Genomic DNA, 18,727 nt, shown 5'->3' with positions numbered 1-18,727 from the left:
TTACAATCATTCGATCACAAATAGCGGCTCGCCGTACTCGACCGGCTGCCCGTTTTCGACGAGAACCGCCTTGATAATTCCATCCTTGTCCGATTCAATCTCGTTGAGCAGCTTCATTGCTTCAATGATGCATAAGGTATCGCCAGCCTTCACTGCCTGTCCTATCTCCACGAATGGGTTCGCACCAGGGGTAGAGGTGCGATAAAATGTTCCCACCATGGGTGACTTCACCACGTGGCCTTGCGTCAATAACTCGGCAGGTGCCGCAGCGGCCGGCACGGGTTCGGTGGCGGCGGGCGTGACTGCCTGCATGACGGGTGGCGCAGTTACATAAGCCTGCGTGGAGGATACGGACTTGCTGATGCGAACTTTTTCCTCACCTTCTGTAATTTCCAGTTCGCCAATACCCGATTCTTCCACCAGCTCAATCAGTTTTTTAAGTTTTCGTAGATCCATAAAGACCTCCTGGAACAACGCCCATTTTGGGCATTTCTAATTATCCAAACCTGCCATCAGCCCTGTAGCATTTTCTGCTTGCAGCATTCCATCGGCCGGTAAATCGGCGGAAATGGCTTCTATCTTCTGCCAATTCCACTCAGTGAACAGGCACCGTCAAAAATATTGAGGATTTTCCGATTTGAGGAATGCGCGCTAACGAGCTGTCAGAGCATATTTCAAGGCCAGCTCATAACCTTTGGCGCCCAAACCGCTGATAACGCCAAGCGCCAGATCGGAAAAATACGACTCCTTGCGAAAAGACTCCCGGGAAAAAATATTCGAGAGATGAACTTCGATGAATGGCAATCCTGTGGCGGCAAGTGCGTCACGCAAGGCAATACTGGTATGCGTATAAGCCGCCGGGTTAATAATAATAAAATCGACATCGTCATCCATGGCCTGCTGAATACGATCAATTAATTCACCCTCCATATTACTTTGGAAAGCAACTAACTCTATGCCAGACTTCTTTGCCAAATTCAGCAAATTCTCGTTAATTTCTTCTAACGTCATGGATCCGTAGACTTCAGGCTCACGTCTGCCTAAAAGATTGAGGTTAGGGCCATGAAGGACTAAAATACTTTTAGACCCATTTGCTTTGGTTTTCATCCGATAAGTGTGCCGCAACCCGCCAAGAATGTCCAGATGTTAGGTGACAATCGGCGAAAATAGAGGAAAATATCCATACTTGAGCATGCGGATGAGAGATATGGTGAAATGACCGACCACAATGGAATTAAGGCTTTGCTGCGCGCCGCCCGGCGCTTCCTTCCCCGTCTTCTCGATAAAATGAGGTGATAAATCCGGTCAATCATGAGAGACTGAAGACTACTTTCGAAGGAGCGCAGGTGCGATGTGTCCCTCGCTTGACGGCACGAACTTGCCACATCTCGTGACGTCCACATTCCATTCACGCGCTGGATTTCAGACATCAACCAATTTGCCCGCTGTTTCCCAAACCTCTATAATCGTAATTCAATTTTTTCTTCGAAGCTGTTGTAGCTCAGTTGGTAGAGCAACTGATTCGTAATCAGTAGGTCGGAGGTTCGACTCCTCTCAACAGCACCATGTTTATCAGCATCTTACGACCATTCCAAGGAGATAGAGTCTAGGAATGTAGACGAGGTGTAGACGATAGCCGTACTAATTGACTGTTTAACGGCATTATTCTCGCCTGATGTAAACGCGCGCGCCCTTTGAGTTTCCAGAAGACGGTACGGTCCAGCCTGCCAAACAGGGTCGCCGTATAGTCGGTGTATTGATAGAAGGCGGCCCAGCCGGAGTGAATAGCTTTACGAGATTTTCAACGCTGTCGCTCATGAGTCGTTCTCAACGACGGTCCTAAAATAATTCCAGATACCTGTTTCATTTAAGGACCTTGTTTACAGTATTAATTAGATTTCGCCACTGAACTGTCTCCGTTGGAGTCAAATCAGCTGCCGTATGGTCACGGCTCCATCGAACAAATGCCTTTGCGAGTTTGTATTTCGAGAAGTTGTCAATTTCCTGGGCGAATATTTCTACAATTGATCTTGAGATGTCCTGTGCCGCAACGCTCGAAACATCCCATGCGAGTTCCTTCGCCACCATAACTAAGGTATCTCTAAGTAATTCCTCAATCTCCGGTTTAGCAACGCTACCGACGTACACATCTTTGGTCCGAAGGATTGCTTTATTGCCGAGTCGATGAACTAAGATCTGTTGCTGTGCGGCTTGATCTCCCGCGCTGTCTGAGTCAAGAAGCGCAGCCACTTTCAGTTTATGAGCATGGAGAATCGTCGCAAAGTAGACGACTTTTCCCGCACTTTGCGCAGGTACAAGCGCGATTTTATCGTTTAGACCTCCGTCATTTGCTTCGCGAAGAAGTTGAGAAACTGCATCAAGATACCAATAGTCGGTTAACCCTTCTAAAATTAAATTGCGCTGTTGGGTGAAAAGACTCTGAGCAAGGTCGTACCCCAGCGATTCTTGAAGGGGTAAAAGTGCTGCAGGATCGTCCGAAGTTACCTCCGAATGAATTTTTGTTCCAGCTGTTCGATCCGGCATCTCAACCACGCGCACAAAATCCAGTTCATCTGGTCCCACCAAAAACGGTGAGTGAGTACTGTAAAGGGTTTGGTTCTTCTCCGCTAATCGCGAAAGAGTCTTTCTAAAATCTCGCTGCTTGAGTCCGTGCAGGCTCAATCCCGGTTCGTCGAGTAGAAGGACCGCATTCTCATGTTTGTCAACGGCTTCCGCAAAAAAGACTACAAAGAACGAGACAAGCCACTGGAAGCCCTCAGATCGCTGGTCTAATTCGATATTTACTCCCAAGGAGTCTTCGACGACAACTTTTAGATATTGACCGTCGGCAACCACACGTAGGCGGTCTGCCTCCCCACGACTTGTGTCTGGTAGCCAAACAGCTCGTATGTCATTCGTAAGGCGAACTTCAGCCCCATTCAGCTGATATGACCGTTTATCAAGCTGATCTCGGTAAGCTAGCAGAGCCGCCGGATCGTGGGCGGGGGGTTCGGGCGCCTTTCCAAGATTCGACAATTCACGAGCAGTGAATCCTAAAAGCTTTAACAAACACTGATTGCCATAGTCGTATTGTTCGTCATCCATAACTCCCGTTTCAAGACGAGATGCGAGATGCTCCAAATGGATGACAGGGCGCACACGGAAATAATTACTGAACAAAACGAAGACGGGCACACGATCGTCTAGAATCGCAATAGTATTCTGTCTTGCTTCAGATACGATACATGCATCGAGAAGTCGCTGATGACGCGCCTCCTCTTTTGAGTTGCCTTCCTCTATATACTGAAAAATACTTGAGAGCCATTGCTTCAGTTTCTTTGCGAGTTCACCGCTAATCAGTGTCGTGCTAGTCCAATTATTCGTTATCACCTCTAGAGTCGAACTGGGCTTTGTCTGCGGCAAATCGATGCCCTCTACCGATGACACGCTAGAATCGACGTGGGCGCAAAGTCGTGCTAGATCTTTATCGATATCCCCATATTTATGAATTTCGGGCGCTCCGATGAGCCGGTGCCATCGCCGGTTATCAAGAGTTCTTCCACGAATATAAGTACAGCCCTTAAAATCATCTGCAAGTAAGGCCTGATCTTCTGGCTCAAGAGTAAAATGTCCTTCCACAATAGTTACTTTCGCCGGATCCACTTTCCCCAGGGTTATATCGTTGTACTCGGAGCGCGGGTAATCACGTAAGATGTCGAACGCTCGCACGTCATCGGGCGGATTCAACTGCTGAAGTGCCCGAAGCACCGCAGTCTTCCCAGCTTCGTTTGGCCCCACCAATATTGTCTTATCGGACTCAACATCGAAGAATCCTGTGTCGCGTATGCTGCGATATTTTTGTATCCGTGCCTTTGTTAGTCGCATTCAAATATCTCCGTTGTTGATATAAATACATGGAGGAATTTCTCCATCCCGATATTTTTATATGGGCATCATATTTTATTTATGCACAATTTTCTGATTTTTGGCGTCGGTATAATAACTTCTCTATTGCAGCAGCGCTGAATAAAATAGAGAATTACACCATCCTAGAACAAGTCGGCTTGCATCTTGTCCGTTCCATTAGCTCCGAGGATGTTGCGGATCTGCCGCTCAGTTAGACCGAATTTTAGCGCTAGCTCGCGTTGACTGGTCTCGCTTCTGGCGTCTTTAAAGTCTCATCACTGACGTACTTGCCTTTGCGGCGATGTACCAATCCAAAGCGGATTGCGCTATGTTCAAAGTGCGGGACATGAACCGTACGCAATACCTGTCGCCACCAGTATTCATCCGCGAGACGCGTTAGAATTCCCATGTCGGCAACTCCTGCACCAGTATCAGTTACAGGACCGGATTTTCCCATTACGGTTACAGGAAAAGAAGGATTAGATTCCCTGTTACCGTTACAGGAGCCTGTCTGTCTGTAACGGATGCCGCTATGGAACTTTGCCCACCGCTTTTTCCTGTACCTGTTACAGGCTTCTCTTCCAATGAACTCGCTAAAGATGCCGATTCTTCCGTATCGGATACGGTTACAGGAAATAGAAATAGCCGGGGCTTGCTACAAGCACTGTCGCCGAGAAAGGCTGTAATGTCATCACGCTTACATACAGATGGAGATACCTTACCGCTGGCTTTGTTCATCCCTGGTGGGGTAACGTCATATTTCGTCTAAGCGATATGGCAGAGAATCGGGCCTGCAACGGCAGAATTCGCGAACCAGCGTTGCAGGCGAAAAAATTGATCTGCAAGCTTGCGGGCAAAGGCGTTGATTTCCTCATCGGTTGCACCAAGACTTAATGTTTTACTTGTGAGCTGGTTGCTAATCTCATGAAGAAAGGCTTCGGCTTTTTCTTCCCATGAGCGTTATATAGGCGCACATATTCTTCATGCATGGGTATGGCTAAACAATCAGGATGACGGCGCCCAGGCATAGAGCAGCTTCTTTCGTTGTAAGTAAATTTCCTTTCATGTTTCTGTCCCCATGGATTGTTAATTGTTGAAGGCAGAATGCAAGAATTGGAAATAAGATGGAACGTCCTATTGCAGACGATTGACAACCTAAAAGCTTGGAGGGGCGTTAAATACTTCCACGAGCCGGTGGAAAGATAACAGATAAGCGTTTGAATTGGCGTTGTTTGCAATTCTGCGCTTGGGCTAGCGTCACGCAGTTAAGGTGCCGAGCCAGCATTTGATAATTAAACTCGTGCCTTACGTTATTGCTATGGCACATCGGAGCAAAAAAATTAATATTTTTTAGAAAAAGCTGTATGAAATGTGCAACAGATGGGATTGATGTTTATACTTCAAGCTTGCACCGCAGAAAATTTCCTATTGATGGGGTTCACAAATGGGACAAGCCCGTGCCCGTTCCATTTCCAACTCGATCAACGGCCTCTGCCCCTTACCTACTTCGCCCATGTTACCTTTGCGGGCGGCATAAACCCAACTCTTCAGCGTTCCCTACGGCAGCGATGGCCGCTTCGGGAACCGTGAGGCCATCCATTTCATGCAATCGTACTGCTCCACCTCGAAATTCCACTCACAAGGAAACGGCCGTTCGAATCGCGAAGGGACATCCAGCTATGCGTTAATTCGCGCTACAAATCTTAAGCTTTTAAACCTACGTCAGCCCACAATTGATCTGAACCGATAGATTCGCCGCGCATCAGTTTAACCTGATGGCGAGGGGAAAGCGTCGACAAGGGGATTCCGCTCCCTGGAGTCACGCGGCAAAACTCTTCTGATACAGAAGTCTTATCGGGAACGGTGCTAATATTAGCAATCCTTATGCCGTCTTTGGTCATTCTTGAGTAAAAAATCTTCATATGGCACCTTCACAAAATATAATCTAATTTAAATTGGACACCAAAAGTGGAAAAAAGATTCTAACACTTTTACGTTCTATTACGGTTGAAGCATCGTTCTAATACATGTGCTGACACGTGTTCAAGGGTAGACTCCAAAGCCTGGGCCTGCTCCTCAATATCCGAAGTTGCTGTCTGTAGTCCAATTCTGAGCAAAGCAGCGGCGGAGCCGCCAAGGGTTCTTCCAAATCCGATAGGAACCAGTGCGATTAGAGTCTCGCCATGGACAGAAGTTATCTGGGAATCCGAGTCTTCAGGCGCCCAAATACGCAATCTTCCCCACCACGCTGCCCTGGCTAAAGAATCAACGGCTTGGAGGGAAAGCGTTTCCGGTGAAAGGTTTCTTGGCGTCACGCATTCTAGTACATTAATCTTTATTTTGTTCTGTAATGGCAAATAAAGCGCAACATTACTGGTTTCTGGGATTTTCCATTCGCCCAATATTCGCATTATATCAGTCAGTATCTGTGAGCTTGCATCGCGAATATTTTTTGCTATAGCAGAATCTCTTTTATCGACGGGTAATTTTGTTACAACTGGCCATGATAAAATATATTTATATCTTTTGTATGGGTACGGTATTCTTAAATTAAAGATGCCGTTTCCATATTTATTAACATGCTTTCTTAGTGATTCATGAGGCTGTGCTTTATCGTTATCTAGTTGCGTGAAAACACAAATTTCATCAACATCAGGAGCGAATTGTTCGGGAAGCTTCACCAAAATGTTGAGTTCTTCCAAATCAATATCGACAAACGCGGCCACAAATTCACGATTTTCCTTCCTGAACTCTCCTGAATCAGGGATTGACTTAATCTCTTCAACAGAAAAGACCGCGCCGCAGTTCCATTTCCATTGCTTACTCAAACGGCGAACACCATGAATACGGTCGTCTCCAGTGAGGTTTGCGAACACGGCTTCGTAACTGTTGTTGCCGTCGTTAGTCCGTTTAAATTCGCTGGACTGTTCGGTGGAGGCGCCCGTGTACCATTCGATGTCCATGGCCGCATCGGTCAGGAAACCGGAACGATTGCAAGTATGCGTCACATACGTGTTTTCAACGATACATTCTGTGCGAGTCTCAGTAATCAAGATATCGCGATTGTCTCGAAAATCGAAAAACTTGCTTATTCGGCTCCTCGGGGTATCCAGGCTTGTACTCCTTTCTCTGGCACATTGGCGTAAAAAACTCGCGCGCCGCACATCTTCGGCGCTCAGCAAGGCAATCGGCACCTCCTCGGCATGGTCGACGAGCCGCTCAGATGTGCTGTCGTATGTGATTTTCTTGAGTTTTACGGTCCGGTCCGGGTGTAATTCTATGACGTTGAAACGAGTTCTCTTGATGTCCCATCCTATACCTGTTTCGGTGCCTGTCGCAGAACCTGCGGCAACGACCACTACTTGTCCTTGTAAACCGCTAAGGGTTCCAAAACGGGCCACGCTGCTATGGTGTTCGTGACCGTGCAATGCGATGTTGACGTGAGATTCGGCCAAAGAGTTTAGTAATCTCCCGGAGTTGAGTAGACCCGTGAAATTCACCAGCGAACTCAGATTGGTGACTGTTGTCTCAAGAGCTGGTATTGGTAATAAATGGTGATGAAGTAAGAGAAAAACGATGTCGATCTTTTTTCCTTCTTCATCCTGATCGAGAGCACTCTTGCGCAATGCATCGATGGTTCCCCCATCTACAGCTCCTTGTGCAAAATATTTTTTTTTGTCGTTGTCTGAGGTATCGCAGCCGAGAAACCTGCAGCGCCATTCGTTGCCCGGTTCCCTAAATGTCTTGGTATATGAAGAATGGGGTACTAATACCTTGCCACTAAACGTTTGGTCAAAAAATGGCGCATCCTTTATGCTAAATACATACTCGGTGCTGGCGAAAAGTTTATTACCTAAGGTGAAGCGATCATGATTGCCTGGACATACGCGATACCCTCCATCTAGAACTAGTCTGTCCAAGTGCCTCTTGGATCGGGTGTATAAATCTTTATTTGGGGTATTTACAATATCGCCAGTTACAAGAACGAAATGTGGCTGCAGACTGTCGGTAAAGTAAGTTACCAGTCTATCCCAAATCCTTGTTTCTTCCTCGGAACTGGTAGCACCAAAATGTAAGTCGCTGATATGTGCTATGCGGATTACGTTATTGTCTTTGCTCATAGCGGCGAACCTTTTATCGTTTGACGAACCTTGGCTTGGTTTTAAGTGTTGCAAATTCAATATAGTACATATTATTCCCGGTCGCCAATCGTGCATACGTGCAAGTCACCCGATTCCCCAACCGATGACTCTTTTGCTATCGATAGCAACCGTGGGGGCAATGATCGCCGTTAGGACACGGAGCGACGCTCCGGCCTCTGAGACTGGATGTTAATCGACTGTTCTGAAGAAGGTCAGCCGTCCGTTCGGGGTCGAAAGCAGTAACTTACGATCGTTTGCCGGATTCGCTCGACGATTAGTTAAAGCTATTCGGGACTAATGATTCTAAGTATATAATTGGTTATTCTTTGCATCGGCTCTCGCAGCCGTTCCACATCATTAACGATATAGCCCGCTGTCACGTCATTGCTCATTTTATGATTCACCAGACGCTTCAAGGCATAAGCCGAGATGTCGATACTTTCGGCAGTGGTAATATAACTACGGCGTAGATCATGCAGCGTAAAGGAAACGCCGGACGCATCTCTCACCTGCTGAACCTGATGACGAGGCTCGATCAAATACCCGGCCTTTCCGTTTCCGGCAAAAACATACTCAGAATCTGCGGCAGCTTTTCGGCTTTCCAATAAGCTGCAAACAAAATCTGTAAGCGGCAATGTGAGCGGTTCCCGATTCTTGGTGTCACTGACGGTAAATGACCGGCCGTGTAAATCGATATCGGACCATTTTAGAGTTGCAGCTTCTTGACGGCGTAGCCCGGTAAACAGCAGGAAGAGCAGATAATCGGCTACCAAGCCCGACTGTTGAGAAGTTTTGTCATGCTTGAGCAGCATGACCCCTTGATACCACGGTGCGACCTGGTGTGACTTAATGACGGTCTGGCGGCGTTCTACCCGATACCATGCGCGGGTCTGCGTAAGCCGCACCACTGGGTTTTCCCGCAAAATGGCATCGCCGCTGCCGTCTTCATACTGTGCAATAGAGAAATTGAATAATGCGCGCAAAAACGCATGGATAGATTGGCGTAAGCTTCGCCATGTTCCGTACCCACTTTGGTGTGACGCTTGGCAACCATTTCTTTGTTGATTTCAACCAGCGCTTTATTTTGCCAATCGGGAAACGGGATTTTCATTAGTCGCTTATAGTCATAGAGCGTGCGAGGTTTAAGGGTCTTTCTGGCGGTCAAGAAATCATCGAAGGCTTGTTGCAGGGTTGTGCCTTGCAGCGCTTTTTGCTTTTTCTCGGCAGTAGGATTGCGCCCGGTAGCGATATGTCCCAAGAGCCTATGCGCTTCTTTTCGGGCTTGCTCGACCGTCAGTTCAGGATAGCGACCAAGAGTAAGCCGCTTTACTTTGCCGTCGATACGTTTTTCCAAAATGAACGACTTGGCACCAGAGGCAGTAATGCGGACCGCAAAACCTTTTAGTTCGGAGTCGCGGGTAAAAACTTGCCCTGCTGCTGGAGCGTGCAACCTATCCACAACGGATTTTGTTATCCTAACGGGGAGTGCTGAGACTGGTGTAGACATGACAGCAGCACCAATAAGTTCTTTTCGTTTATGGTTGGAGCCGGTCTGGGAAAATGTATCGCGGCGAGGAACCGGAAACCTCCACTTAGCTGAAGCAGTTGAGGATCGAAATCTCTAAAGCGTTCACCATATATCTGAGAAGCTATCCGTATAAGGATGGAGCGAAATAAGGTTACTGTTTATTACGATGGCGCCTGCCCGAGTTGTGTCAAGGACAGGCGCAACTATGAGCGGCTCGCGGGCGGAAAGAATAATGATGTGGTCTGGGTCGACATTACCGGCAGAGACGACGAGCTGCGTGCATGCGGCATCGATCCTCGCAAGGCATTGACCGAGCTGCACGTCAAAGATGAGCACCGGGGAATTCTTTCAGAGCTGGATGCCTATATTATCCTCATGAGCAAGGTGTCGGTATTGAAGCCGCTGGCCTGGCTTATCGGGTTGCCTCTCGTTCGGCCTTTGCTGAGCCGGTTTTACCATTGGCAGGTCAATCGCAGGCTTCGCCGCGATAAACGGCTATGAAGCCGCGACATGCCTGTGGCCGCCCGCGCTAATGGCTGTGGTATGGAGGCTTCACCCTATTCAATCAGGTACAGGAATGCGGGGTGGAATTGTTGCCTTCTGACTTCGGCGTGGGCGAGCGATAATCCGGCAAAGCTTACACGAAGGGATTTTCCTTGCGTTGCGTTGCTGCCGCCGACAGGCGCCGCTCCCGCCAGAAGCACATCACTATCATATCGATGCAACGGGTCAGAAAGCTGAGTATATGTGAAACCACCGGGTCGAGATTTGTATGCATGATGGGGCTTCCTTTTAAGTGGTTGCTGCACCAGCCAACCGGTTAAAAAACCAGGGAAGAATCAAGCTATCCTGCGATACTAACGTTCTTGCCTGAGATAGGTTTACGCCATGGTTTCATCTTACGGATTTTGTGGGCTTTGCCTATTGGACTGAGGTACTAGGAAATTTTCTCATTGTATTGTTGTGTCATAGTGCCGGTGAGATAGGGGGATCATGTCTCCAAGTGATTCATCATCGCACCTCACGACGGGCGTCAGCCGACGTGAGGTTTGGTCGTGGGCGATGTTCGATTTTGCCAACTCTGGCTATACAACGGTGGTCATCACCGCGATTTTCAATGCTTATTTTGTTGCGGTCGTAGCAGGTAACCAGGAATGGGGAACATTTGCCTGGACGGCGGCGCTGGCGGTTTCGTATGCGCTGATCATGCTAACGGGGCCGGCGTTGGGCGCCTATGCTGACGCGTATGCCGCAAAAAAACGCCTGCTTCTTCTTACGACCATAGGCTGTGTCATCTTCACCGCAATGCTTTCGCTGGTCGGACCGGGGGATTTATGGCTGGCGGTGGTGCTGATCATTCTTACCAATTTTTTCTTCGGCTGCGGCGAGAATTTGATTGCCGCATTTCTGCCCGAGCTCGCGCAGGGCGAAGCGCTGGGGAAGGTGTCCGGCTGGGGATGGAGTCTCGGCTATGTCGGTGGGCTGGTAAGCTTGGGTTGTTCGCTTGCGTATGTGACCTGGGCACAGGGGGAGGGAATGCAAGCTGCACAGTTTGTACCGATAACCATGCTGATCACCGCTGGGTTGTTTGTGGTCTCCAGCGTCCCCACCTTTCTTTATCTGAAGGAGAGGGCGCTGCCTCAGGCACATCTTGCCGGTCGCAGTGTCGTACGTGAAGCATTTTCCCGGCTGGGCGAAACATTCAGCCATATGCAGGATTATCGTGACTTGGGAAGATTTCTCGCCTGCCTCGTATTTTACCAGGCAGGAATCCAGGCGGTCATTACGCTGGCGGCGATATACGCTCAGCAGGTAATGGGCTTTAGCACGAGCGACACCATGCTTCTGGTTCTGGTTGTCAATATCACCGCCGCCGCAGGGGCATTTGCGTTTGGTAACCTGCAGGACCGGATGGGCCATATTCCCACCATTGCACTAACTCTCGTCGGCTGGATCATCATGGTGCTGGTAGCATGGATGGCGGATAGCAGCGCCATGTTCTGGCTGGCTGCCAACATCGCAGGCATATGCCTTGGCGCCTCTCAGTCAGCGGGAAGGGCGCTGGTGGGATACTTCAGCCCTCGCCCACGCCGCGCGGAATTTTTCGGGTTATGGGGACTCGCGGTAAAGCTGTCGTCGATATTGGGCCCCGTGACATACGGTCTGGTAAGTTGGATTTCACGAGGCGATCATCGTCTTGCCATGCTGATCACCGGCATCTATTTTGTTATTGGGCTGATGATACTCATGGGTGTAGACGTACAGCGGGGACGTCGAGCCGCGCTGCAAGGCGAAGCAATTCCGGAAGGATAATGGATATCGGTTTCGATGTTATGCCTAGTACCTGCCGGCTTTTATCCCTTCCGGGCTACGATGTCCCTTTCAATGATCGTGATGGTGGTGCCCACCGTGCTCACCCGCTGATTCTCCGCCGGTTTCGGTTTTTTTCGCGGGTTTCTTCGATTGCGCCTTCGGCTTTGGCTTGAGCGGCGTAAAGCGGGCGGACTGCGCCTCCTGGTCCGGCAGCTTGATGAATACGATGATTACTGTTTCCGGAGTAACGGAGAAGTCTCCCGCGCCCTTGAGTGTATTGTCCTCTCCTGGCTCCAGCTTGATCGAGATTTTAGGCTTCGCCTTTCCAACTTGAAAAGCTGCCTTGCCTACGCCGCCGTTGGTGCTGATCTTTCTATCGGCATGATCCGTGACATAGAGCATGATTTCGTTTTGCTGGGTGACAAGCTCCAGGTGATAGGGTCCCGCCATGCGCATCTGGCCGCCATGCGGCGCAGTGATGGAATCGAAATATGCTTCGGTATGCGCTCCGGCAAGTGATGAAACGGCCAACGTAGCGCTAATGAAAACGGCGGCCATCGATTTGTTCATTTTTTAACTCTCCTTGACTGACTGTTGACCAATTTGTGAAACAGGAACACTTGATTTACGGAAGCAAAATATTGCCGTTTATATTCTTTGGTGAGCCTCAATGCACATGATCGCCGGGTGGAGGGAGGATTTCCTTTTCGCGGTTGAGCTGGGCGAGCTGCTGCATGAGCATGCCGGTATTGTCCCATCCCGGGCCATCGGCTTCGGGGATCCAGCGCGCGCGCAGGTAGCCGAAGCGGTCGACCAGGAATTCCATGTGCCTGGGCAGGGTGCCCTCGCCCAGCAGGTCGGGCTTGTTGAGCGTGCGCCGGAACAGGGTGTAGCTGCGCACGATCTCGGGGGCCCCCTGGGTGATCACCGGGAAGGGAACCTGGGCGATGATTTGCGCGATTTCCTGCGAATCCGGGTCATCCTCCGGCACCGCCAGCAGCACCGTGCTGGCAGCCCCAAGCTGGGCATGGAGCGTGCTCAGCTGCTCCAGCCGCTCGCGCGAGGCCGGCCAGGAGAACAGGACCAGCAGCACGTTCTTCTGGTTGCGGAAGTCTTTGAGGGTGCCGCTTGAGCCGTCGTGCGCGGTATAGGAGAAGTTGGGCGGGCCCAGGGACGGCTGGGGCTGGTCGGGCACGACGCGCGGGCTCATCAGGCGTGCCTGGTAGCCGCGCGACATGGCGTGCAGGAAGTTGACCACGTCCCAGCGCTCTTCTTCCGAGAGTTTGTCGGCAAATACCGGCATGCCGGTATCGGGAATGCCGAAGGTCAGCCAGTGGAAGAAGTCGCCCGCGGTATGCTTGGCGGTGTGCGGTTCGGTCAGCATGTCCACCGGGGGCTTGGCAAAGGTCTTGGCCAGCACGCCGTTGCCCTTGCCCTGGAGGCCATGGCAGGCCACGCAGTTCTCGGCGAACAGGGTGGAGCCGTTGGCAATGGAGATGGTGTCGAACGGCACCGGGGTCTTGCGATAGGTTTCCGGGTAGGCATCGATGGCCAGCGGCGGCAGGCCCACCGCCAAGGCAAGCACCGCGACCAGCGCCGGGATGCCGATGCGCCGCTTCCTGTCCCAGTGCCGGGCGCGCCCGTAGGCGATCGCGCCGGCGGCCAGGACCAAGAGGGCGATTCCTGTCCAGGCGCGCAGCATGACGCTCTCTTCTCCCCAGGTGGCGGCCAGGGAGAAGCGGAATGAGTAGGGCCAGGTCTGGATGATGGCGTGCTTGGCCGGGACGGTGTTGGCCACGATGGTGGCCAGGAGTACGATCCCCAGTCCGAGGATGAATTCGACGCTGACCCACTTGCGCAGCCGCTGTCCCGCCGCCAGGGCCTTGTCCGCGTTCTGCGGCGAGATCTGGGAGAGCAGCGGCAGCCAGGTGGCGCGCGCACGCGCGGCGATGACCAGGACTACGGCCAGCAGGCCGATCTTGGCATTGAGCAGCCAGCCGTACTGGGTGGATACCATGGCGGCGTAGGTGGTGTCGACCATGCGGTCGGTGATGATGATGCCGGTGGCGATGACGGCCAGCATGACCGGCAGGGCCATGACCGAGAAGCGCTTGAGCGCCTGGGCGCCGGCCTGCACCGCTTCTTCGCGCGCCTGGAACAGTTCGTGGATGCGGGTGATGGCACCGGTCTGGATGCCGGGGTGGGGGGCCGCATGCACGGGAGTGGTGCAGGCGAAGCAGACGACGAGGAAAGCCGGCAGTGCGCCGAACCAGACGCTGGCCAGGATGATGTGCAGGGCGTAGGGCAGGATCGAGGCCACCGAGAGTTCTTCGGCTGCGGAATGGCTCGCGAGCGAGCCCACCACCAGTGTGAGGGAGGCGACCGTCGCGCACAGGAGGTAGCGCCAGCGCGCCGCGGGGGCATAGCGGATGTAGAGGGCGATGCCGGCGACCAGGAGGGCCAGGAGCGCGCGCCCCGCCCAGATGTGTCCCATGCGGGTATTTTGCATGAGGGCGAGCCAGGCCTGCGGCCGCCAGGCGTTTTCGGCCACGCCGGTGGCCTGCGCCGTGGTGGTGATGAGGATGCCCAGCAGGCCCACCAGCAGCAGCAGGCCCAGCCACGGCAGGGCGCGCTGCAGTCGGGTAACCCAGGGGGAGTGGAACGATCCGGCAATGGCCAGAAAGACGCAACTGCCGACCAGGATCATGTTGGACGCAAGCTGTAACCAGCGCAGGAGCGTCGCGATGACCTCGATCATTTCTCTTGCGCTTTGCTCTTTACGGTAAAGTCATAGGACGAGTCAACCACGTGGCCGTCCACCGATAATACCCGGAACTTTACCGTGTACTTGCCAGCGGCCAGTTCCGGCAGGGGCAGAACGATGGCTCTGGGGTCGTCAGGCGCAATCGTGGGCTTGGCGTCGGTGACAGGGGTCTTGCCGGCGTTGAGTACGGTCAGCGCCGCGTAATCCTTTTCGATTTCTTCATTGAACCAGAGCCGTACCTGCCCCGGTGTGACGGTGAGCACCGCGCGGCGCGGCGGTTCCGCCTTGACCAGCATCGCATGCGCCAGGGCGGGCGCGCTGTGCAGGCTCGCCATCGCCATGATCAGCATGCTGCCCGCCATGATCCGCTTGAGGGCGGAGGCCATCCATGATTCCATTCTGACTCCTCGTTCAGTCCGCCGCCCCAAAGCGGGGCGGGGTGTCTATTTGACTGTATTGCTTGCGTATGGTTCGGCTTGACCGGCAGCCCTCCGGCCTGGCCGCGGGCTCAGGCGGGGGCGGATTTGCGCCGCCCGCGCAGGAGGAAGACCGCCGCCGCGCCGATGATGGCCGCGATGGCGACGATCAGGTAGGGCGAGGTGCCCTTGGGCTCGCCTACCGAGAAGGGGAAGCGCGAGACATATTCCGATTTTTCGCCCACGGTCACGAGACCGACGAATTTGCCGGGCTGCATGAAGTCGTATTCAAAGTTGATGGAGCCATTGGGGTAAACCTTGGCCGGTATGTGCAGGATGGTGATTTCGTCCAGGTTGCCTTCGGCGCCCGCCTGCGCGCCGGTGTCGCGGATGATGCGCACTTCCGTGGGCAGGGGGCGCAGCGCTTCTTCGATGTAATCGAGCGCGACCACGGTGCGGCCCGTGGCCGGAATGTCTTCGCAGAATTCCTTCTCCTGCGTGGCTTCCGGCTGGTAGCCGGTAAAGTGCATGGTGTACGGGCCGATCGTGAGTTTGCAGATGTCGTCCGCGAGGGAGAGGCCGCCGTGCGCCTGTACCTGCGCGGAAAAGGGCAGGCCGATCGTGAGCATTAAACCTATCAAGGCAGGTTTCAGTGTGTGTAAGGACATTATCAAGATCACCTATAAAGGAATGTTGAATCGTGCATTCTTGCCGTGAGTCCGCACCTTGCGCCTAGGAGCGGCGGGAGGCTCGCCAGCGCTGCATGCGCTTGGATTTCATGAGCTTGTAGCCAAACAGGGTCAGTACCAGCAGGGCTATCAGGGGTCCCACCGCGGTGCGGAATATGTGTGCATAGTTGATCATCTGCACCCGCAGGGGATACTGGTAGCGCAGCGGAGGCTGTCCTTCGGCGGTAATGATGACCGTGTACAGCCCCTGATCCAGGCTGGCCTCGCCCTTGATCACGCCATCCGGGTGGTAGCTCGGGCGCAGGTAGGTCACGGTTTCATCTTCGGTTTCGTTGGTGCCTTTTATTACCCGCAGGCCGATCGGCATGTCGCGCAGCGCCAGGTCCACCAGGTCCACTACCAGGTAGGTGTCCCCGCCCTTGGGAATTTCTGTGCAGTATTGCGCGCTGGGTTCAAATTGGGGCTGGTAGGCGCTCAGATGCACCATGCTGTCACCAATCCGGCGCACGCAGCTGTCTTCTTCCATCGAGACTTTACCATGCGCCGCCACCGCGCCGGCGTGAAGCGCCGCAGCCAGGATGAGAACCGCGGCGCACGCCTGTCTCATTTGCCTAACCACGAACGGGTCCTCCCGTCTGGATATTACGAGGGTTCACTGTTCAACCTAATCCGGTAGCGAGCGAACTTACTATCAAGCTGAAGCTCAAGTGATGCAATAAGTCTTTGCGAATCATGGTGCTAATATAAAAAACAAACGGTCAGCGAGCAAATTCAGGTCCATCTGCGTCCCTTCGATGCGAGGGGATGGGTTGTTGCGGCACATTAAAAAACACCGATCCACCTTTCCGTCTGGCGACGGGGGCGGACCGGTGTCATGCCTGGGTTGCTTAGAGCTTGGTGAAGACCGGTATCACTGCCCCGGCTATGCTGTTGATGTTGCGGTCACCTGAGTCGCTCCATGTCATCAGCAATCCGCCAAAACGGCTTTCCGGATCGCCCAGCAAGGCCATCAGACGCTGCACTTCCCACAGTGCGTCCTTGGCTTCCATCTTGACTTCGCGCGTCTCGCCAGGCTGGATCGGCGCGTCGTTGTCCATCGACAGACCCGTGGCCACCAGTTCCTTCGGATAGTTGCGGTCCAGGTGCTTGAGGCCTACTTTGTTGATGAAGCGCACGCCCGCAGTGGTGAATTCGCCTATGCGGTAGGCGGTGTCGCCGCTGTTGGTGATGCTCATGGTCACGCGCAGGGCACGTCCCGGTACGTCATAGTTGGCGTGCGTCACTTTGATGGCGATGGGGTTGGGTTTCACCGGCATCGGTTGTACCTTCGATTCGCCCGCCTGGATCGGCACCGTGTACGGGTGCTTGGTTTCCGTGTAGCGGTAGCCGCCCCAGACGATGCCAAAGGTGGCGATCAGGACGATCCAGGCCACTTTCTTGTCCATCGGGTCGAGCAGCAACTCGTCTCCGTAGGCCAGCAGTACCCGGCTGCGCGGCAGAAACATGGGCCGCGCAACGTAGTAGCCGATCCAGAAGCAGCCCAGTCCCAGCCACAGTAAATGCCAGAAGATGCCGTTGCTGAAGTTGAAGGTCTCGGTGTCGATGGTCTCGCCTGTCAGCAGTTTTACCGGGTTGGTGAAGTCATCCCAGCTGCCGGTGATGTTCATCCAGGCCGCAGGGCCGGCAATCGGGCCTGCGTCCTTGATGTTGACCATGGCGTGCATGTGGTGGCGTCCCGGTATGCGGGCTTTCAGTTTGACTTCGAAGGCGTAGTCGCGCCCAATCTCGAGCGGGCCCGAGATGTAGGTCGGTTCGCCGTTCAGCTTGGTGGAGAGCCGCACGAACACGGGGCTTGGGCTGCCAACGTTGAAGAAGGCCCGTCCCGGTTTGCCTACCGCCCGCGGCCAGTCTTCGGCCAGGTGGAATTTGCCGGTCATGGTGGCAAAGTCGTTGACCTTGGTGGTGTCAGGACCCCATTTCATGTCGTACCATTGGATGGTACGCATGCGCAGGAACGGTTCTTGCGAGCGTTCACCGTGGGCTGCAGCCGGCGAGATGTCCAGTGTGCTCAGCGCCAGGGTGGCCATGCCGTAGAGGCCAACGACCCCCAGTTTGAACAGGTTTTTTGCGTTCATTATTTGATCCCCTCCGGAAACCCTTCTTCGCCATAGGCGGTGACGTCGTTCTTCATGGTAACCCGGCCGCGTGGACCTTTGACGTAGTAGAACGCGGTGCAGTAGAGTTTGCCAAAGTACCACCAGACGCAGAACATGAGCATGGAGACGAAGGCGGAGAAGAAGGCCGCAATCACGGTGGTGTGGCCACCGAAGGTGCGCAGTGAGCCTTGTTCGATCAGCCGTACGTATTCCGGGGTGCCGGTGCGTACATACAGGAAGCCGGTGTAGTCAGCCAGGGACAGTAATACGCCTTCGGCTACCAGCGGCAGGTGGGTCGGCCCAAATATCGGCCAGTTGCCCGGGTAGAACAGGAGGCCGAATGCGCCGCCGCCTACCAGTGCCGTGATCATCCAGTTGCGCGTCAGCAGCAGGACGGTGTCCATGATGAGGGCACCCGGTATCATGGTGGAGGGCAATACGAAGTTGATCGGGTAGTGCGACCACCAGTAGAAGCCCCAGAAGCGGGTCAGCCATTCGCCCGTCAGCAGGCACACGATACAGAGTGTCGCGCCAAAGGGCAGGCGGTAGTTCACCCACAGGTAGTACATGATGGTGGCACAGTAGGTGATGCCCACGATCGGGGTAACCACCGGCCACCATTGGCGGTCTTTCCAGTCAAGCCAGAAGTCCCAGTCGCCCGCCAGTAACATGAAGTGCATGTGGTAGGTCCCTACCAGCAGTATGCACAGAATCGGGAAATAGACTGCGTCTATCATCCTCGACATCTTTACCGCTTCCGGCGGCATCTTGGCCGCCTTTAATATTTCGTCTGTCCTGCTCATGGTCTCTCAG

17 protein-coding genes and 1 tRNA gene are annotated in these 18,727 nt (G+C 53.3%); 3 read left to right on the top strand and 15 right to left on the bottom strand.

Annotated elements, in window-relative coordinates; all coding sequences use genetic code 11:
- Positions 1 to 6: 6 nt before the first annotated feature.
- On the bottom strand, positions 7 to 456 hold the full coding sequence (accB, locus tag EBAPG3_RS02695; RefSeq protein WP_004175918.1) for an acetyl-CoA carboxylase biotin carboxyl carrier protein: 450 nt from the start codon (positions 454 to 456) through the stop codon (positions 7 to 9).
- Positions 457 to 651: 195 nt separating this feature from the next.
- Entirely contained in the window at positions 652 to 1,107 is a 456-nt protein-coding gene (gene aroQ / locus EBAPG3_RS02690; protein ID WP_040851615.1) for a type II 3-dehydroquinate dehydratase, read from the bottom strand.
- Between the two features lie 383 nt (positions 1,108 to 1,490).
- Between aroQ and EBAPG3_RS02685 the strand changes: the two genes are divergently transcribed.
- Positions 1,491 to 1,566, top strand: a tRNA-Thr gene (locus tag EBAPG3_RS02685).
- A 297-nt stretch (positions 1,567 to 1,863) separates the two neighbouring features.
- Here EBAPG3_RS02685 and EBAPG3_RS02680 read toward each other — a convergent pair.
- The 5 genes from EBAPG3_RS02680 to EBAPG3_RS15350 all read right to left on the bottom strand — a co-directional run bounded on the left by EBAPG3_RS02680 (position 1,864) and on the right by EBAPG3_RS15350 (position 9,555).
- Positions 1,864 to 3,885 carry an AAA family ATPase gene (locus EBAPG3_RS02680; RefSeq protein WP_004175920.1) on the bottom strand — a complete coding sequence of 674 codons (2,022 nt, stop codon included), beginning with the start codon at positions 3,883 to 3,885 and terminating at the stop codon, positions 1,864 to 1,866.
- A 250-nt stretch (positions 3,886 to 4,135) separates the two neighbouring features.
- Entirely contained in the window at positions 4,136 to 4,315 is a 180-nt protein-coding gene (locus EBAPG3_RS14885) for a phage replication protein (RefSeq protein ID WP_004175922.1), read from the bottom strand.
- Positions 4,316 to 5,897: 1,582 nt separating this feature from the next.
- Positions 5,898 to 8,027: a metallophosphoesterase family protein gene (locus EBAPG3_RS02670; protein WP_040851617.1), complete on the bottom strand. Its 2,130-nt coding sequence runs from the start codon at positions 8,025 to 8,027 to the stop codon at positions 5,898 to 5,900.
- A gap of 305 nt (positions 8,028 to 8,332) precedes the next feature.
- On the bottom strand, positions 8,333 to 8,956 hold the full coding sequence (locus tag EBAPG3_RS15355) for a tyrosine-type recombinase/integrase (RefSeq protein WP_227869261.1): 624 nt from the start codon (positions 8,954 to 8,956) through the stop codon (positions 8,333 to 8,335).
- On the bottom strand, positions 8,917 to 9,555 hold the full coding sequence (locus tag EBAPG3_RS15350) for an Arm DNA-binding domain-containing protein (protein WP_227869260.1): 639 nt from the start codon (positions 9,553 to 9,555) through the stop codon (positions 8,917 to 8,919). Before EBAPG3_RS15350 ends, EBAPG3_RS15355 begins: the two co-directional genes overlap by 40 nt.
- 156 nt (positions 9,556 to 9,711) lie before the next feature.
- On the opposite strand from EBAPG3_RS15350, the gene EBAPG3_RS02660 reads away from it, so the two are divergent.
- The gene (locus EBAPG3_RS02660; protein ID WP_004175930.1) at positions 9,712 to 10,077 is read left to right on the top strand and encodes a thiol-disulfide oxidoreductase DCC family protein; all 366 of its coding nucleotides are present in this window, start codon (positions 9,712 to 9,714) and stop codon (positions 10,075 to 10,077) included.
- Between the two features lie 136 nt (positions 10,078 to 10,213).
- Here EBAPG3_RS02660 and EBAPG3_RS15130 read toward each other — a convergent pair whose 3' ends face one another.
- Positions 10,214 to 10,354, bottom strand: coding sequence for a hypothetical protein (locus tag EBAPG3_RS15130; protein WP_004175931.1), 141 nt, complete (start codon positions 10,352 to 10,354; stop codon positions 10,214 to 10,216).
- A 215-nt stretch (positions 10,355 to 10,569) separates the two neighbouring features.
- Between EBAPG3_RS15130 and EBAPG3_RS02655 the strand changes: the two genes are divergently transcribed.
- Entirely contained in the window at positions 10,570 to 11,889 is a 1,320-nt protein-coding gene (locus tag EBAPG3_RS02655; RefSeq protein WP_227869259.1) for an MFS transporter, read from the top strand.
- A 69-nt stretch (positions 11,890 to 11,958) separates the two neighbouring features.
- On the opposite strand, the gene EBAPG3_RS02650 is transcribed toward EBAPG3_RS02655, so the two are convergent.
- The 7 genes from EBAPG3_RS02650 to EBAPG3_RS02620 all read right to left on the bottom strand — a co-directional run bounded on the left by EBAPG3_RS02650 (position 11,959) and on the right by EBAPG3_RS02620 (position 18,717).
- Entirely contained in the window at positions 11,959 to 12,459 is a 501-nt protein-coding gene (locus EBAPG3_RS02650) for a hypothetical protein (protein WP_004175933.1), read from the bottom strand.
- A 97-nt stretch (positions 12,460 to 12,556) separates the two neighbouring features.
- Entirely contained in the window at positions 12,557 to 14,647 is a 2,091-nt protein-coding gene (locus tag EBAPG3_RS02645) for a CopD family protein (RefSeq protein WP_004179626.1), read from the bottom strand.
- On the bottom strand, positions 14,644 to 15,051 hold the full coding sequence (locus EBAPG3_RS02640) for a copper resistance CopC family protein (RefSeq protein ID WP_040852906.1): 408 nt from the start codon (positions 15,049 to 15,051) through the stop codon (positions 14,644 to 14,646). The genes EBAPG3_RS02645 and EBAPG3_RS02640 overlap by 4 nt, the downstream gene beginning before the upstream one ends.
- Before the next feature lie 110 nt (positions 15,052 to 15,161).
- Positions 15,162 to 15,698, bottom strand: coding sequence for a hypothetical protein (locus EBAPG3_RS02635; protein ID WP_004179623.1), 537 nt, complete (start codon positions 15,696 to 15,698; stop codon positions 15,162 to 15,164).
- A gap of 103 nt (positions 15,699 to 15,801) precedes the next feature.
- On the bottom strand, positions 15,802 to 16,365 hold the full coding sequence (locus EBAPG3_RS02630) for a hypothetical protein (RefSeq protein WP_227869235.1): 564 nt from the start codon (positions 16,363 to 16,365) through the stop codon (positions 15,802 to 15,804).
- 280 nt (positions 16,366 to 16,645) lie between these two features.
- The gene (locus EBAPG3_RS02625; protein WP_004179619.1) at positions 16,646 to 17,893 is read right to left on the bottom strand and encodes a methane monooxygenase/ammonia monooxygenase subunit B; all 1,248 of its coding nucleotides are present in this window, start codon (positions 17,891 to 17,893) and stop codon (positions 16,646 to 16,648) included.
- Positions 17,893 to 18,717: a methane monooxygenase/ammonia monooxygenase subunit A gene (locus EBAPG3_RS02620; protein WP_004179617.1), complete on the bottom strand. Its 825-nt coding sequence runs from the start codon at positions 18,715 to 18,717 to the stop codon at positions 17,893 to 17,895. The genes EBAPG3_RS02625 and EBAPG3_RS02620 overlap by 1 nt, the downstream gene beginning before the upstream one ends.
- Positions 18,718 to 18,727: the final 10 nt, after the last annotated feature.

Origin of the sequence: Nitrosospira lacus (assembly GCF_000355765.4) — a bacterium.
Lineage (GTDB): Bacteria > Pseudomonadota > Gammaproteobacteria > Burkholderiales > Nitrosomonadaceae > Nitrosospira > Nitrosospira lacus.
The sequence above is the reverse complement of the archived record's forward strand: the minus strand, read 5'-3'. Positions and strand labels throughout refer to the sequence as shown.

What these genes read in the sequence shown, in the direction of transcription:
- EBAPG3_RS02630 (WP_227869235.1), bottom strand. Translation starts at nt 16,365, where the DNA reads ATGAGACAGGCGTGCGCCGCGGTTCTCATCCTGGCTGCGGCGCTTCAC.
- EBAPG3_RS02670 (WP_040851617.1), bottom strand. Translation starts at nt 8,027, where the DNA reads ATGAGCAAAGACAATAACGTAATCCGCATAGCACATATCAGCGACTTA.
- EBAPG3_RS02635 (WP_004179623.1), bottom strand. Translation starts at nt 15,698, where the DNA reads ATGCTCACGATCGGCCTGCCCTTTTCCGCGCAGGTACAGGCGCACGGC.
- accB (WP_004175918.1), bottom strand. Translation starts at nt 456, where the DNA reads ATGGATCTACGAAAACTTAAAAAACTGATTGAGCTGGTGGAAGAATCG.
- EBAPG3_RS15130 (WP_004175931.1), bottom strand. Translation starts at nt 10,354, where the DNA reads ATGCATACAAATCTCGACCCGGTGGTTTCACATATACTCAGCTTTCTG.
- EBAPG3_RS02625 (WP_004179619.1), bottom strand. Translation starts at nt 17,893, where the DNA reads ATGAACGCAAAAAACCTGTTCAAACTGGGGGTCGTTGGCCTCTACGGC.
- EBAPG3_RS02645 (WP_004179626.1), bottom strand. Translation starts at nt 14,647, where the DNA reads ATGATCGAGGTCATCGCGACGCTCCTGCGCTGGTTACAGCTTGCGTCC.
- EBAPG3_RS02640 (WP_040852906.1), bottom strand. Translation starts at nt 15,051, where the DNA reads ATGGAATCATGGATGGCCTCCGCCCTCAAGCGGATCATGGCGGGCAGC.
- EBAPG3_RS14885 (WP_004175922.1), bottom strand. Translation starts at nt 4,315, where the DNA reads ATGGGAATTCTAACGCGTCTCGCGGATGAATACTGGTGGCGACAGGTA.
- EBAPG3_RS02655 (WP_227869259.1), top strand. Translation starts at nt 10,570, where the DNA reads ATGTCTCCAAGTGATTCATCATCGCACCTCACGACGGGCGTCAGCCGA.
- EBAPG3_RS02660 (WP_004175930.1), top strand. Translation starts at nt 9,712, where the DNA reads ATGGAGCGAAATAAGGTTACTGTTTATTACGATGGCGCCTGCCCGAGT.
- aroQ (WP_040851615.1), bottom strand. Translation starts at nt 1,107, where the DNA reads ATGAAAACCAAAGCAAATGGGTCTAAAAGTATTTTAGTCCTTCATGGC.
- EBAPG3_RS02680 (WP_004175920.1), bottom strand. Translation starts at nt 3,885, where the DNA reads ATGCGACTAACAAAGGCACGGATACAAAAATATCGCAGCATACGCGAC.
- EBAPG3_RS02650 (WP_004175933.1), bottom strand. Translation starts at nt 12,459, where the DNA reads ATGAACAAATCGATGGCCGCCGTTTTCATTAGCGCTACGTTGGCCGTT.
- EBAPG3_RS15350 (WP_227869260.1), bottom strand. Translation starts at nt 9,555, where the DNA reads ATGTCTACACCAGTCTCAGCACTCCCCGTTAGGATAACAAAATCCGTT.
- EBAPG3_RS02620 (WP_004179617.1), bottom strand. Translation starts at nt 18,717, where the DNA reads ATGAGCAGGACAGACGAAATATTAAAGGCGGCCAAGATGCCGCCGGAA.